The organism is Desmonostoc muscorum LEGE 12446, from assembly GCF_015207005.2.
Taxonomy (GTDB): domain Bacteria; phylum Cyanobacteriota; class Cyanobacteriia; order Cyanobacteriales; family Nostocaceae; genus Nostoc; species Nostoc muscorum.
On the sequence record NZ_JADEXS020000005.1, the window covers coordinates 1 to 15,019 of the forward strand.

16 protein-coding genes are annotated in these 15,019 nt (G+C 43.3%); 4 read left to right on the top strand and 12 right to left on the bottom strand.

Going from position 1 to position 15,019, the window contains the following annotated elements:
• Nucleotides 1–237: 237 nt before the first annotated feature.
• The 9 genes from IQ276_RS39660 to IQ276_RS39700 form a co-directional block, all read right to left on the bottom strand.
• Nucleotides 238–909 carry a response regulator gene (locus IQ276_RS39660; RefSeq protein ID WP_193913313.1) on the bottom strand — a complete coding sequence of 224 codons (672 nt, stop codon included), beginning with the start codon at nucleotides 907–909 and terminating at the stop codon, nucleotides 238–240.
• Nucleotides 910–1,133: 224 nt separating this feature from the next.
• Nucleotides 1,134–2,861, bottom strand: a complete 1,728-nt coding sequence (locus IQ276_RS39665) for a P-loop NTPase family protein (protein ID WP_193913312.1) — start codon at nucleotides 2,859–2,861, stop codon at nucleotides 1,134–1,136.
• Entirely contained in the window at nucleotides 2,858–3,436 is a 579-nt protein-coding gene (locus IQ276_RS39670) for a hypothetical protein (protein ID WP_193913310.1), read from the bottom strand. The genes IQ276_RS39665 and IQ276_RS39670 overlap by 4 nt, the downstream gene beginning before the upstream one ends.
• A 67-nt stretch (nucleotides 3,437–3,503) precedes the next feature.
• Nucleotides 3,504–4,175: a hypothetical protein gene (locus tag IQ276_RS39675; RefSeq protein WP_193913308.1), complete on the bottom strand. Its 672-nt coding sequence runs from the start codon at nucleotides 4,173–4,175 to the stop codon at nucleotides 3,504–3,506.
• 9 nt (nucleotides 4,176–4,184) lie between these two features.
• Entirely contained in the window at nucleotides 4,185–4,487 is a 303-nt protein-coding gene (locus IQ276_RS39680) for a hypothetical protein (RefSeq protein WP_193913307.1), read from the bottom strand.
• Nucleotides 4,488–4,568: 81 nt separating this feature from the next.
• Nucleotides 4,569–4,766, bottom strand: a complete 198-nt coding sequence (locus tag IQ276_RS39685; protein ID WP_193913305.1) for a hypothetical protein — start codon at nucleotides 4,764–4,766, stop codon at nucleotides 4,569–4,571.
• A gap of 8 nt (nucleotides 4,767–4,774) precedes the next feature.
• Complete coding sequence (locus IQ276_RS39690; protein WP_193913303.1) at nucleotides 4,775–5,041, bottom strand: hypothetical protein; 267 nt, start codon at nucleotides 5,039–5,041, stop codon at nucleotides 4,775–4,777.
• A gap of 5 nt (nucleotides 5,042–5,046) precedes the next feature.
• Nucleotides 5,047–5,262: a hypothetical protein gene (locus IQ276_RS39695; protein WP_190570308.1), complete on the bottom strand. Its 216-nt coding sequence runs from the start codon at nucleotides 5,260–5,262 to the stop codon at nucleotides 5,047–5,049.
• Nucleotides 5,255–6,307, bottom strand: coding sequence for a ParM/StbA family protein (locus tag IQ276_RS39700; protein WP_193913301.1), 1,053 nt, complete (start codon nucleotides 6,305–6,307; stop codon nucleotides 5,255–5,257). The genes IQ276_RS39695 and IQ276_RS39700 overlap by 8 nt, the downstream gene beginning before the upstream one ends.
• 289 nt (nucleotides 6,308–6,596) lie before the next feature.
• Here IQ276_RS39700 and IQ276_RS39705 point away from each other — a divergent pair, with 289 nt between their 5' ends.
• Together IQ276_RS39705 and IQ276_RS39710 are read left to right on the top strand one after the other, a co-directional pair.
• Nucleotides 6,597–6,755, top strand: coding sequence for a ribbon-helix-helix domain-containing protein (locus IQ276_RS39705; RefSeq protein WP_235116532.1), 159 nt, complete (start codon nucleotides 6,597–6,599; stop codon nucleotides 6,753–6,755).
• Nucleotides 6,756–7,108: 353 nt separating this feature from the next.
• On the top strand, nucleotides 7,109–10,087 hold the full coding sequence (locus tag IQ276_RS39710) for a DUF3854 domain-containing protein (protein ID WP_193913296.1): 2,979 nt from the start codon (nucleotides 7,109–7,111) through the stop codon (nucleotides 10,085–10,087).
• Nucleotides 10,088–10,221: 134 nt separating this feature from the next.
• Here IQ276_RS39710 and IQ276_RS39715 read toward each other — a convergent pair whose 3' ends face one another.
• The 3 genes from IQ276_RS39715 to IQ276_RS39725 form a co-directional block, all read right to left on the bottom strand.
• Nucleotides 10,222–10,959 carry a hypothetical protein gene (locus tag IQ276_RS39715; RefSeq protein ID WP_193913294.1) on the bottom strand — a complete coding sequence of 246 codons (738 nt, stop codon included), beginning with the start codon at nucleotides 10,957–10,959 and terminating at the stop codon, nucleotides 10,222–10,224.
• Nucleotides 10,960–11,095: 136 nt separating this feature from the next.
• Nucleotides 11,096–11,908 carry a hypothetical protein gene (locus IQ276_RS39720; RefSeq protein ID WP_193913292.1) on the bottom strand — a complete coding sequence of 271 codons (813 nt, stop codon included), beginning with the start codon at nucleotides 11,906–11,908 and terminating at the stop codon, nucleotides 11,096–11,098.
• Nucleotides 11,905–12,414, bottom strand: a complete 510-nt coding sequence (locus tag IQ276_RS39725) for a hypothetical protein (protein ID WP_193913290.1) — start codon at nucleotides 12,412–12,414, stop codon at nucleotides 11,905–11,907. Before IQ276_RS39725 ends, IQ276_RS39720 begins: the two co-directional genes overlap by 4 nt.
• 515 nt (nucleotides 12,415–12,929) lie before the next feature.
• On the opposite strand from IQ276_RS39725, the gene IQ276_RS39730 reads away from it, so the two are divergent.
• The gene (locus IQ276_RS39730; RefSeq protein WP_193913288.1) at nucleotides 12,930–13,358 is read left to right on the top strand and encodes a plasmid mobilization protein; all 429 of its coding nucleotides are present in this window, start codon (nucleotides 12,930–12,932) and stop codon (nucleotides 13,356–13,358) included.
• Nucleotides 13,359–13,362: 4 nt separating this feature from the next.
• The gene (locus IQ276_RS39735; protein WP_193913286.1) at nucleotides 13,363–15,018 is read left to right on the top strand and encodes a relaxase/mobilization nuclease domain-containing protein; all 1,656 of its coding nucleotides are present in this window, start codon (nucleotides 13,363–13,365) and stop codon (nucleotides 15,016–15,018) included.
• Nucleotide 15,019: the final 1 nt, after the last annotated feature.

Consider the following 15,019-nt stretch of genomic DNA (forward strand, 5'->3'; position numbering starts at 1 on the left):
ATTCTTACCACATCGCTTGACACAAGGAAATCCCGCTAGATTTCTCCGAGCGGGCTTATATGGTTTCGTGTAAGAGTTGTAAGTTGCTTTTTAGAGCTACATAATTGTCTACGGCTGCTGACAATTATGTAGACACTTATGATAGGTAGATAGTCAACCGCTCTAAAAGAGGAAGATAGAAAATAGTTAAACCCCACCAATCCCCGACTTAATCCTTTCGCTCTCCCCACTAATACATCATTCATTCACAATCAAGTTATAGTCGATATAACCAAGCATCGCCCCTCTTTTTATCGCCTCATAACGGTTCTTGACGTGCCATTTACTGTACAAATCACTGGCATATTGTTTGACCGTACTAACAGACAGAAACATTTCTTTGGCAATATCTTGAAAAACTAAACCCTGAGCCAGTAAACGTAGGACTTGTATTTGTCGTTCAGTAGGTGGCTCAAGCAAGTTTTTGTCAACGAAGTTGGGTTTGATATATCTGTTGTGATGAAGGTTTTCTAATAATTTTTTAGCCAACTTAGGGTCAAGCAGGCATTCATCAAAGTAAGCTCTCTTGATGGCTAGTTCAATCAATTCTACATCAGCACTCTTGAGCATATAAGAATCAGCACCATGACGGAAAGCCGAGTTAATAAAGTCTGAATGTGTCTCATTAGTAAAAATGACAACTTTACTATTAGTATTTCTTTTAATTGAACGAGTAAGTTCTAAACCACTCATGTCGGGTAATAGTAAATCAACTAACACAACATCAGGATTTACTTGTTCAATTAACTGAAAACCTATCTTTCCACTGGAAGCTGACCCTGTAACTTCTATATCTGGAGATTTTTCAATAGCCCCCTTGATGCCTAAGAGCGTGAATGTTTCTGGTTCAACAATTACTATTCTCAGCATGATGTTGATAATGTTCTAATAATAAATGGCTATTTATTCGGGTATTTATTATTGGTGTCTAGCGGACACGTAATAGACACTTGGTGTCTGGGCGGTGTCTGGTGTTGTGTCTGCTAGTGTCTATACTGTATAAGGCTTTCAAGCTTTGGTGTCTGTGGTGTCTGGTGTCCTGTGTCCGCTAAAAAAGGGTATTTTAGGGGCGAGACACCAGACACAGAGAGCAGTCAAATTTGATTGAGCTTGATAACACCCTCGTCTATCCAGTCGGCTAAGGATGCGCCAACAATTTCATACATCCAGCCCTTGATTTGCTCAACAGTAAATCTCTCACCGTTAACTTTAAAATTACCTTTGAACTCTCTTACATCAGCTTCTATTCGCTCAGTACGGGTGAGATATTCATACAATTTCTGCGCCATCGGTGATAGTTTAGTTTTTTCATCTGGGGTATCACCAGCCTTGCCACCGAGATTAAATTCCAGTTCATAAATGCGTTCTAAAGTGGCTTTATCAATGGGCGGATTTGAGTGATTTTCTGGTGTTACTGTGTCACTAAAATCAGATATTTTGGCTGTCAAACTTGGCAGATAAACATCAAGCCATTCGTTAGAACTATCGAGTTTTACCTTTGCTTTACCAGTAGATTTTGGTTGCAGTGTAACTGGATCTACTTCAGCTAAACATTCAACTTGAAGCATTTTAGAAACGAGATTGTGTAAACCTTTAATCCCGAATAAACAGGTCTGTGTATTGTTGTGAGCTACCACAGTTAAAGGCATCTCTTGTTTGCGGCTTTTAGTAAGTGCCAGCTTGCCGAATTTCTCTAATAATTCCGCATCTTTAATAAAGTCCCCGTATGTGGTTGCTTCCTCACAAATGAGGGCGGTGGCTTTACCTTCTGCCCAAAGTTTCTGCCGCCATTGCTCCTCACTCATTGAGGAATCATTGAAAGTTTTTAATCTTGATTCCAGTTCTTTAACGTAATTGCGGATCTGCTGTTCAATCTCGTCCCAAGAGTGGTAACTTTCAACGCCTCGCCATTCTGCACGGTTGCTGTCAGGGTCAAGCACGATAACTCGATAGCCTGCCTGTTTTTTCTGTTTAACAACGTAACGAGCAAGCCAAGATTTACCGCCGCCTTGGTTGCCCCAAATCAGGGCAGTTTGTTTGACTAAGTTTTGTACCCAACTGTCCTTTGATGCAATCGCCTGGGTAGAGTCAGCGCCTGTCACCTTGTCTGATGGGTTAGTGATATCTTCAATCGACTGCCCCGGCAATGCACCGGCTGGTTGTCCCGTTGCCTGTTGTAGAGAAGCCCGTGCCTCAGCCTCAGCCCTTAACCTTACTTGCTCGGTAAAGATGGCTAACTCTTGCGGTGTCATGTTTGATAACTGGGCTGCCCTTGCCCGTCGATTTTCTGACCACTGGTGAAATTCGTAGTCTAACTGCGCGGTGTAGCTTTCTTTGTGGAGTCTCAAGCCCTCACGAAGTTTGCTAATTAACCAGTTGGCTTTTAGCTCATTCCTTACTTCGGGTAGTAGCTGCATTAATCGCCATTCTCTAGCTTTGGACAATGCGAAAGCTCCACCAGTAGTCAAGACTGCGGCTAGACCCCAAAGCGGTTTATTCGGGTTGCTGGGTGGAATAATCCTTAATCTGGTTGCTTTGGTTGGCAGAAAATTATCACGTTGAAATTCAGGGTTAGCTGGTGCGTAAACTTCGGCATAAAACTCAGACTCCGGCATTATGTAGCGTTTAGAGGGTGTGCAGTATCTAGCACGGTTATCTGGTGAGGTCAGTGTTTCGGGGATGAAGCAATATTCCACCAAACTGATTTGAGTTCCTGTAAATGACTTTGCCCCACAGATTAAGCCGATGGTTGCCAGCACACCCACAGTAATATTGTTGGCTGTCCCTGAACTTCTGTATAACTCGAACTGCTTAAGTTTCATTGGTTTGCCCCCTTTAGCACTGCTGCCAATAGCAACAACCCCACTGCACCTAACCCCATCAACAGCCAGGGAGTTTCAGTTTGGGGAGTTGGTTTAACTTCGTAGCTCCTTACCTCCTCATAGAAGCGTGTCTTACCTGTCTTAGTCGCTTCCCTCACAACCCGATACTCGTCAAAAGCTATCCACAGCGAAGCCCCTACACTTGCAGTCTGAACAGTCGCCACTATGAAGTCTTTGCCAATATGGATTTGTCCGTCGTACTGAATTTTGGTCAGGGTGTTGGCGAAGAATAAACCCAGTACAATGCTGCCCAGTGTCCCAGATGCGATCGCCCCAATGGATAAACTCGTTAGCAGGCTGACTCCAGTGTTAGCGGTAAATACGCCCAAGAATGTGGCTAGAGCTTTGTTTAAGAGTTGTTTGTTATTGAAGACATCCCTTATAGATTGCTCTAGGCGATCGCCGTCCTCATCCTCTGGAGTGGTTTGAGTTTTTTGTGGTTCACCCCAAACGACAGAGGAAGATTGAACACTTTCGGGGTGGAATTGAGAGATTAAGAAATCAAGATTATTCATTTTGCTTTTGTGTCAGTATTCATGCGTGAAAGCCAGAGAAAGAAGAACTCTGGCTTTTTACTTATGGTTAAATACCCATAAAGTTGCGGAACCACTGCCCCACACGACTAATCCCACCAGTCCGGCTGTAGTTCGGCTTGGGTATGCGATCTGTCTTCGCTTCACTACCGTTTGTCCACAGTGCGTTAGTTACCGCAGTTTCATAGGCGCGATCTGCTGTATCCTGTGCTTCTGGAACTTTGTTAGACGCTTTGATTAAATCCGCCTCATACTTAGCCAGTGCCATTAGGTCTGCGGTGGCCCCTGCTATCTGAATCAAGGATGAGCGTTGAGCGTGTCGGGTTGCTTCTGCTGTGGTGGCGTTGACGTGTTCCGCCTGCATTTCGGTCATTTCGTTTTTAAAACGCTGCTCTCCTGTTTTACTGGTGTTGATAGCTTTCAGGGTTTGCGTTCCGTGCTTCTGGGTCAGTTGCACAAGTTCGGCATAAGCTTGGTTTACGTCCCCTGTGGTTTCAATGATTTTCCGATATGCCTCCAAAGCTTTAGGCAGATTAGCCTTAGCTGTGTCAGACAGTCGCGCCATGTCTGCAATTTTGGTGATTACCGTTTGGTCGCCCTGCAAGGCTTTGTTGAAGTCCTCCGCCGACACGTCAAACAGTTTGCCCATTGCTCCCAAAGTACCAGGGGCATTACTGGAGATATGGTTTTTCAGCTTGGCAGTTCCATAGTTACGCGCCATATTTTACTCCTATTGCTGGTACTTGAGTTGATTAACTAGTGCCTCTGCCAACCCCAATAGGTCGCCTAACGTTACTCGTTTGTAAAGACCTTGAACAATTGGAGAGACTGTTGAAACAGCCGACGCTGATACTGTGCTGCCAATAACGTTGATTTCGGCTCCCAGTAAGGTTTGGGCGATGTTTTGCAGGAGAAAGAGCTTTTCTACCTTGCTTAGTTGTTCAAATGTGCTGCCGTACTCTTGTTGAAGTTCATCTAGGTAGGAACCATCCCCCGGCATTGTTGATGTGAAAAAGCCTAACGGTTTTGACATATTGCTATGATCCTTTTGTACTTAGTTGGTACATTTCTGAGGGCGATTGCTCGGTGTCCAGTCAAGCAATCGCTCTCCCCATCACTGAAAAAATTCTTCTCTTGAAACATCCACACTTGAAGCTTTCGCCTGCCATTGCAGAGTATTGAAAAACTGGCTGACATCCCCAAGGGTGACATCTGCATCAATTTGCAGTGCTTGATATTGTGGATGCTGGCGGATTGCTTGAAGTAATTCTTGGGCTTGTGCAATCAATTCTGGTAGTGCTTGAGTATTCATTATTCACCTCAAAATAGTGCTAATTGCAGTGATTCTTGACTGATAACAGAACTCTTTGTAGTTGCACCTTCCACTTCATAACAACGATTTGTTAAAGTCTTGTGATTCAGCTTCAAATCTGCTTTCTTTCGTTGCCCCCCTAGTGGTCGAAAGTGATACCTTGGATGGTCGATTGTGCCTGTTTTATACAGATAGCGATACAGCGTTCTGTCAATCTGGTAGACCTTTTGGCTGCTGAGAATTGTGCTGTCATAGACTCTATTTAGGTTGTTCATACTTATCAAAACATTGCTGCTAATTTGTTAGCCAGAGATGATTCAACCTTTTTGCTAGGCATTTCCACCGACTCGGAAAAGTCACCGCCGCGTCGTTGGAACTCTAAAAGTATGTAGTTGACCAATTCGCCGTAATCATCAATATTTAGTTGTTCGGATAGTTGTTTGAGCATTGGATGAAACGGCTTTCTAATCACTACTCTGATGCTCTCGTTACTCATCTATTCCCCTCGAATACATCATTGTCGCTAATTGGTATAAACCCTCTGCATTTGACCAGAGTGGGTTTTCTGCTATTACGAATCCTTTAGCTTTTAATGCCTCGTCAACACTATGAAGTTGTGAACCTCCGCCAATAATTAAGCAAGCATCGGCGTTTATCTTCCACGGGTGTATGAATTTGAAAACTGGTGCTAGTGACTTCTGCACCCAAGGCATTAACTCTTGTCTGTAAATATCTTCAAAACTAAATTGTTTACCGTACCAAAACGGTTTTTCATTACTCTCTAACCCTTGGCGAATTAGATGGGGTATTGCTATTTCTCCCTGTAGTCGGTTTTTAAATGTTGGGTTGACGGAAATCATTTTGATTAATTCCTCAACCCCGTTATCAAATGTCTTGCGGTTGGCTAAATGTCCCTTTTGTCCGATTAAGGTTGCTATGACTGTACGATTGCCAATATCTACAATCACGTTCTGTTTGCTGGTGTCGAGTCTATGGGCATTAGCAGCAATAGCGGCGTGTCCTTCGTCGTAAACTTTCAAAACGTGAATGTTGACTGTTGTTGGTATGGGCTTACCACCAAACTTGACGATGTGTTTACCCGCGATAGCAGCAATCAACTGTTCCTCTAAATCTCCTCGCTCATGCAAGGACGCACAAATAATTAGGTTAATTACTGGCTTATAGGGATAGTAAGACAGTGCTGCTAATAGGTGTTTGAGTGATTGAGTGACCTTAGCCGTAGCATCGTCAGTCACTCGCAAGTGGTTTTTGGGGTTTGCGTCATAAGCGGAATAACCTGACAACCACTGTTTGTAGTCCAGTTTGGTGATTGCGTCTCCTTCTAGGTACTCTACATAACCCTCGGTTGGTAACTCGGTCGGACGGTAGTAGCAATTCTCTAAATAACTTGGAAATCTGATTTTTCGGTCTGACGTAACGAACTTAACGCCAGAGTTACCGAGGTCGTAACCTGCTATCAGCGTGAGTGTACCCTGATGCCCGTTTAGGGTATTTTCGGGCATTTGTGCCAAATCTGTCATAAGGTTTAACCCTCTAATTATTCAATTGACAAGGTTCTGAAACAGGCTTCCTGCCTTGATTAAGACAATCTCTGCATTAATGTGGTAGCCAATATAATTCCTGCGGCATTTTCACCATTTGATACAAAGTTTTGTTTTTTGTGGTTTTTTTGCCTGTTGATGCTATAGTAACGGTAAGTAACGGCAATTGTCAACACCATAGATTTAAGTCATACTAAAGAGCTATAAATAGCGTTATTAGTTACGCTATTTTGAGACGCTATTAAGTGTGGCCACAAAGAAACCGAAAGTGAGTATTTACCTACCCCCGGAACTAAAGGAGGAATTAGATACATGGGCTGAAGAAGAAAACCGTAGTGTTAGTAATTTAGTTGAAACTGTGATTAGAGATGCACTTGCAGCTAGGCGCAAAAAATTTCAATCTTCTCAATCTGAAGGACAAGATTAGGGTTAATCCGAGTTTCAAAAGGCAAGATATCAAGCTTAAAGCTAAAGGTAGGTGTAACAAAAGTTTAAAGTTTATTCTTTTTGACACACAGGGTAAAAATTCATGGAGTCATGAACACAGCCCTAAAAAAGCACAAAAAAAAGGGTAGTCCCAACCTACTTTGGGGCAAGTCACTCTCTTACTGTCTGGAGCTTATCCATGCCATGACGATTACCAGTCGTCACCAAAGCGGTCAAGTACTACCGCAGGTAGTTAACAAATTTTTATAGCTCTAGCCTAACAGTGGCGTGCTTAAAAGTGAAAGGGATTACTCAATCTTCATCGAAAGTAATCACCAAACTAAGGAGCCACAAATGAATACAACAGAAATGCAGAAAGCGCCTGGACTGTCACATCATGGCGCACTACAAAATAATTCGATTCCTCAAATTTTAACGCAATCTGCTTCAGTTCAACAAGAGTCAGTCCCACTCCTAACCACTTTCAACAGCAAGGCACTTGAGGGACGGCGGAACAAATTCGAGAGTTTTGAACAATTCCAAGCGTTTATACGCCAGTCATTTATTGAAGGTTCGGGGATTAGCCCAGGAGTCTTTGAAGCCTGCATCGAATTTCACCCAGACATTGAATGTAGCCTTGGCGGTGATGTCAGCACCCCCATTCATGACGCTTTAGGCTGGGATTACAAGCGATTTAGACATGAAGCCAACGAACCAATATATAGCGCCTTTTTCATGAATGAAGACGGTTCAGTCTGGCAGGGAATCGTCAGCTTGTGGGATGAAGAAAAGGAACGCCCATACAGGTATCTCGCACCCAAAGCCGGAGGTAATCGGGCATATTTCCCCCCTGTACCCCCATCAGTGCGGCAGATGATAGGAGAGCGCTACGGGGTGAAAGTGCCGATGGTTGGTAGCTTCTGGGAATGGCTCAAAGAATCCGCAATAGAAAGAGGCATCACCGAGGGCGGCAAGAAAGCCCTCAGTGCCTTGTCTCAGGGATATGTGATGATTGCGCTTTACGGCTGTGAATGTGGCGCTAGTGGCACTAATGCCATGCTCATAGAGGATTTAGTTCCCTTTGCTGAGAAAGACAGTGCATGGCTGATTGCCTTTGACCAAGACACAAAGCGTAGCGCTCAAAAAGCTGTAGCCAGAGGTAAAAGGAAGCTGTTCTCGGCATTTGAGAAACGTTACTGCTACGCGGCTGATATAAACTGGGATGCAAAGGACGGTAAGGGGCTGGATGATTTGATTGTCAATCAGGGAGCTGGCGCTTTTGATGATGCCTACGAAATGGCGATCGCCAGATTGGAAAAACAATTTCAAAAGCGGCGGAACTTCCGAGTTCCACCTGCGGATAGGATCGGGCGGGAGATAGCCCAGGAATACCGCGACAAACTCGCCTTTAACAACGAGATCGCCCTGTGGATGCGCTATGAGGCTGATTACGCTGGGGTATGGTCGCCAGAAACCCACGAATTTATCGAAGCGGTCGTCTCACAGATACTTGCCAGCAAGGGGATTGAAGGCTACAACTCCCACACTTACATTACCAACATCGTCAAAGCCATGCGAAATCAGCTGATAGTTCGCAAATGGCTGGAAGCTTCCCCCAGAGAATTGTTGCCCTTTATGAATGGGGTGGTGGAGATGTCCACTGGCAAGCTTTTACCCCACTCCCCCACTTATCGCCTAACTTGGCAACTGCCACGGGAGTATGACCCCCATGCTAAAAACTGGTCAGAAATTGATGCGTTCCTCGACCACCTGTCCAACGGTAACGACTCTATTAAAGACTTGTTGCTTTGTTACTGTAACGCCGTCCTCAAGGGTAGACACGACCTGCAAAAATTTGTTCACCTGATTGGCCCTGGCGGTACAGGCAAGGGCAGTTTTAGCAGGCTGGTAGTCAATTTAATTGGTGAACAGAATGTCCACACCACTACCCTAGAGGAATGGTGCGGTAACAGATTTGAAGGCGCTAACGCTTACCGCAAGCGCTTGGTACTGTTCCCTGACGAGGACAAACAAACTGGCAAGCTGGGTAAATTCCTTTCTTTGACTGGGGAAGACTTTTTACGGGCCGAGGAGAAAGGGAAAAAGGCGTTTGCATATCGCTACGACGGTATGGCCTTAGTGCTGTCCAACCTGCCGATTTTCATGGGCGAATCGGCCAGCCGTGTCAAGCGCCGCGTGATTACCGTGCCTTGTAATAAAGAAGTGCCAGCCTCACAACGCCGCAACTTAGAAGCAATATTTGCCCCAGAACTATCGGCGTTTACTAATTACGTTCTCAGCATTCCCGATGAACACGTCACTAACGTACTGCTGGGATTACAAGAGATTCCCGAATGTGCTTTGGAATTTTGGGAAAACCGCACCCGCGTCGATTCTATCGCCGCTTGGATTAACCAGCACATCATTTATGACCCAATGGCGAAAACACCAGTCGGCAGTGATCGCCATGAAGGAGAAGATGGTACTACCCCGGTGACTTTGTTCGGCTCGTATAACCACTATTGCCGTAAGTCAGGCAATCACGCCAAACATCACAATAACTTCTCCCCTGATTTATTAGAGTTGTGCCGTAGTGTTTTGGGTTGGGAAGTAGAAAAAGAAGTCACCAAGACCGGAAAATTTATTCGCGGATTGCGCCTGAGAATTGTGGGGATGGATGACAATATCCCGACTCATGATTACACCCTAGCTCAAAGAATTATTGCTGGTGACGGCGGTAGTGATGGCAACGGTGACGATCATGGTGACGGCTCCAAATCCCTACTAAATAAGGACTTTGGTTTTGTTGACAGCAATAGCCCAATTTTAATTGAAAAAAATACTGCTCAAAATTTGGATCTATTCCCTAGAGAAATCGACCCACAACTGGCAGACAATCAACAAGTATTGCTTTTAAATGAATGTCAGAAACAGCCCGAAAATTTCCCCCCGTCACAAGACAATCGTGGTAAGGGTTTCGCGCCGTCATCAATGCCATCACAAGGGCAATCACAGCAGCCGTCACCTGTAGAGATACCTTCAACACCAACAGATGAACCTTTATCTACTGCCCAATTAGCACCCAATCAAGCTGATGCTGATTCTCCAGCCGATGATTGTGTTGGTGCTGGTAATTCTGAAGATGCCTACTCGGACATTCTTCTTAATCTGGAACTGATTAGAGATTGTATTGCTTTACAGTCTTGGGACATGATTGAGGAGTTAATACAAGACTGGAGTGTTGAGTTTCAATCTACTGTTTGGGACTTATTGACCTTACAAGAGAGCAAGGCTATTGAAGCTCTTAGGTCAAAGAAAGGTCATAGCTTGTAGGGGGATTAAATATCAGGTGTGCGGCTAATGCCAAAGTTAGCCACAGACAAATCTGTATATAACTCCCCTAAATAGCTGCCTAAAATTTTGATAAATGCCCTAGTAACTTATCTCCATTCTGGACTTAAGTTAATTTATCTGCGCTGATTAGGGTCAGTACCGAGACGGCGTTCAATACGCTGTAACTTAGTATTAGCCCAAGCAATTCGCTCGTCCGTGCGAGGTAAATAACCAAAAGAATTGTTATAGCTTTTGACAGGAATAATTTGATTCAAGGTAAAGAAAATCAACAAAGTAAAGATTGATGTAAACAAGGCAATCTGTATATATTTACTGGCATCTTCAGAGTGAGAGTCCTTCTTCTCTATCATGATTGGTTCTGGGGGAGGGCTGTTCTTCAACTCCTGAATGATCATTGTCAACTTGCTGGTTTGGCGTATTAGCTCTTTCCAATTCCCCTTGAGCAAGGAGACTTCGCTCTTTAGCCCTTTGAACTCTAAGTATTCGATTGTGGGCGGCGATGTGGGAATATTCTGTGATTGCGTCGTGAAGCGAGTCAATTGCTGCATTAAATCGGCGTTGTTCTTCTCTAACTCGTGAGTGGAGAGATTCTGAGTTTTCAATTCTGTCGTCAGCATCTCGATAGTCACCATCGCTTTGCTGAGGAGTTGGTTCTGAATCAGATTGGTTTGCGCCCATGCTTGTAACTCTGCCCTATCGCGTTCGCGTTCAGTTTTCTGTGATTGTTTTAAACTTTCAAACTCTTTATATAATCTGCCCAATGCTGTTTTTACTTCCCCCAGTTCAGTCAACTCTATTGAGGTTGTATTTGAAGCAGAGTCATGATTATTTTTGCCGTTATCATTATTCATCAGTTACACACTCAGATTACTTTTGACAGAGAAGATTGGGCTTTAAGCGTAATCAAAACTCTTGTTCTATCCCCTAATTTTGACACCCAGCCCAAACCGATAAAATTTTCATCAATACCTAAGTTCGTTACTGCTACTATTCATCGTTTTTCTTCTGACCCCGACGAGAAGTAGACCCGCTTGTCTTTGACCCAGTTGCAGTTTTAGCAGCAGATGAAACATTAGGTTTACTTTCTGGTTGAGTCAAGCCCAAATAAACCCCAGCCTTTTCTAGTTCCGGTTTAGCCTTATCTAAAAATCCACTTACCAATAAATAATCCCCAAACGGAAAACCATTCTCTTCCGTCGCTGCCGAGTAAGGTAAACCCTTCTCAATCAACATATCGAAAGTTGAATACTCCAACTCAGGCATTTCAATTTCCACCCCCTGTAACTCCTCAATAAGCGTCCGAGTTTTACTACTTTCCCAACGCAGAAAACCTAACCCCTTATCCCAACAGAGATTTTTCACCACCACATAATCAGCTTGATTACCGCAAAATTCCACCATAGTTTTTAGACTGGTAATCACCGAATAACCCAAATTAAAAACCGTCACCAGAGTCACCCGATAACCCAAATCACCAGCTATCTTAAACAGACCAAACTTGCCAATAATCTCCCTAGTTTTATTACTACTAGCCCCTGGCATATCTACCACAACCACGTCAGGATTATCAGCTTTAATTTCTGTAAAAAACCGCTTTGCCTCCGTGACCTCGATAAAGTTTAATAACCTTACTCCAGAGCCAAAGTTTTGATAATACTCATAGAGTTCTGGATTCTCCGTATCAGCATCATAAGCGAGATAATTAATCCCCTTAGACTGTATTTCATCCAATAGTAAGCGAGTAAAAGCAGTCTTACCAGTACCGCCCTTACCCCCCAAAATCATGACAATGCGTTTCATAAATCACTCCTATCAGTGACATTGAACTGTCCATGAGTCTTAGCTGTTCCTCTCTTACCTTTAGTGGTTTGAGGAGGTTGTGAAGAAGATTGTTCACTTGTGTCTAATGATGAATTAGACGAACCATCTGAATCAACTGCTGAAACAGCATCACCAGTTATAGTTTCTTGAGAAGTTAAATCCTCAGATAATTCTGAGGATGATTCAGAACTCGATTCTTCAGATGAAACTCCAGAAGTATCACCAGATGTATCAGTATCAGTTGCCAAAACTTTCTTGTGAAAACTCTTAATACCACTAGCAGCTAGTTCAACACCATGCCCTTTAAATACCTCAGCCACATCCGAATAATCGTAGCCAGCATCCAACATATCCTGAATAGGTTTAGCCAAACTTTTAACCAACTCCTCCAGACTTATAGTTTTAGGAGTGGCCGCTTTTTGTTTAAGGCTGGCTTGAATGTCGTCTAGTTTAGATAAAGGAACAGCTTTAGGTTTGCGAGGCATAGTCAGCAGTATTAGTAACAAATTATTCAATTGTAAAGAAAAATAGTACAAAAGAACTTTAAGATTCTTGTGTAGATGTGACGAATAGAAACAAAAAATAGATACAGACCTACCAACATAGACTAGGCTAAAAAATATCAAAAACAAGAGAATAAGTGCTGTTTCCTCACCAGCCCTTGTACAGAGGCACATCTCAGGATTGCCCCTGATTAACCACTGTGGCGTTGCTGCCAGATCCGCGTCTTGCCCCAGAGATTGGGTTGCCCTGGTTCTCGCGTGGGGGCATAGGCAAGCAATACGCCGTAACGCGCTACGCGCTACTTTACCCTTCGGGTAAAGCGTCGTGAATTGCTTGTTGGGGGTGTCCCCCAAGCCCCCAGTAAACAAGTATCTTAAAGGGGTAAATTAGTCAGATGTGCCGGGTTATTCGCCTACCTGCGCGGCACTTCGTGCCATAGCAGCTACAGCGAATAACCCGGTTAAAAATAAAAATTCAGATAGCTAAAAGCCTAGTTATGCAACCAGACCCTCGCACCAATCTAAGTAATCAACTAGCCCAAACTCTAAGTAATCGGGTAGTAGAACCGGATGAGAAGCGAGAGACAACCATCACCTTTAGGGTAAGCACTGCCGAAAAAACAAGGCTAGAACAACGGTGCAATGGTGTGGTGCAAAGTGATTATATTAGAGCAAGATTATTTGATTACCCTTTACCCCAACCCAAGTTAACTATTCCCGAAGTTAACAGACAGACCATCTACGAACTTAAAAAGATAGGGAATAACCTCAACCAACAAACCAGAGCTATCAACGAAGCAGTAAAAATTGGTAGCCAACCTTTGACCAGTAATCTCAAAGAATATCTGCAAACAATCAAAGAACTAACAGCCCTATTAGAACAAACTCACGCCAGCTTATCTCAAGCTATACCAGACGAGGATTAGCGAAATGATTACGAAAATAAAAGCCAATAAATCATTTCGTGGCACTACTAAATACGTACTAGAAAAAGAGAAAGCCAAAATTATTGGTGGGAATATGTATGGAACAACCACTAATAAATTAGTAGAGCAGTTCACATTATCAGCCCACCTCAACCCCCAACTTAAAGACCCATGTTATCATCTAATGCTGAGTGTGCCGAAAACTGACAGAGCTTTAACTGATGACGAATTAGCTAATATTTCTCAACGCCATTTCGCCTCAGTTATTGTTTTATCGCGGCTAAAAGGAGAAGAAGCACAGGTTAAACAACCAGATAAAAGAATATCTGACACCAAACTAAACCAGCTAGTTGATGAATTTATTGAGACAGAATTACCCGCTTATGACTTCTTTATAGCTCGACACTCAGATAAAGAACACGACCACACCCATATCGTGGCATCCAGGGTAAATAACCTAGATGCAAAATCCATTCGGACTTGGAATAATTACGCCCATTCGGAACACTCAGCGCGACTATTAGAGCGAGAATTTAACCTCACGCCAGTACAGAGTAGTTGGGAGAGTAAACGCAAAGCAATGACTCGCAATCAATTAGAACGAGTCGAGAGTATGGGGCTTCCCGGCGAAGAAATAATGAGGCAAGCGATTGAGCGAGTGGCTCTAAATAAACCCACAATGCCAGAGTTTATTGAGAGGTTATGGAGGGATCATCAAGTCAAAGCTGTCGTTAGTTATTACAGTAACGGGGGAGTCAGAGGGATTAAATTTGGCATTGATGTAGGTTCAGTTAATGAAGATGGTTCACCTCGGTTACTCTGGAAACAGGGAGGTAATCTCAACAAACACAAATGCTCATTTAGCAAACTTCAGAGCGAATTGGGCATAAGCTATGAAATCCAACGAGATGACGCAGAAATTAAACGGCTCAATCAACTCATAGAATCAGCCACAATTACGCCAGCTAATTCACAAAGAATAGAACAACAACCTTCTAATATAACTACAGCTAATGCTCAAAAAATACCTCATAAATCTGAAAGTATAGCTGAAGTTAAGCCATCACTAACACAGGCTCAATCATTAGAATTATACAGGTATTACAGCCTTGACCTAGAGAATGAATTGGTCACAGACCGGGATAAACGAGTAGCTATTAAGGCACTTAAGGATGGAAAAACCGCCGCACAAGTTGAAGAAATACTCAAAGCCAGCCCTGCCGATTGGGATGATGATGAAGCAAGGACATTAGTATTAATTGCTAAATCTCAATTACCGCGAAGGCAACCATTACCTGAAGCACAACAAGCAGAACAACAACAATTAAGGCGACAGTTATTATCTATAGCCGTCCCTGTGGGTGTTGAGCTAATCAATCACTCACTCAAAGGAACTGGTAAAGATAGCCTGAAATTTAAACATTCTACTTTGTCAAAACAAGGTAGGGAATTAGTGTTTACTCATGATGAACGAGGTGAGGTATTTCGTGTCCAGGTCAACCGTAATCCTCAAGGTGAGATTGAGTATTCTGTGATGAATATAGGTGAAGTCAGGCAGTCAGATATTGAAAGTTGGGAAAAAGCAAAGCAGATATTGCTTAAATATATAGAACAAGAACGACAGCAATCAAGGGCTAGAGATGAAGGATTATCTTTATAAA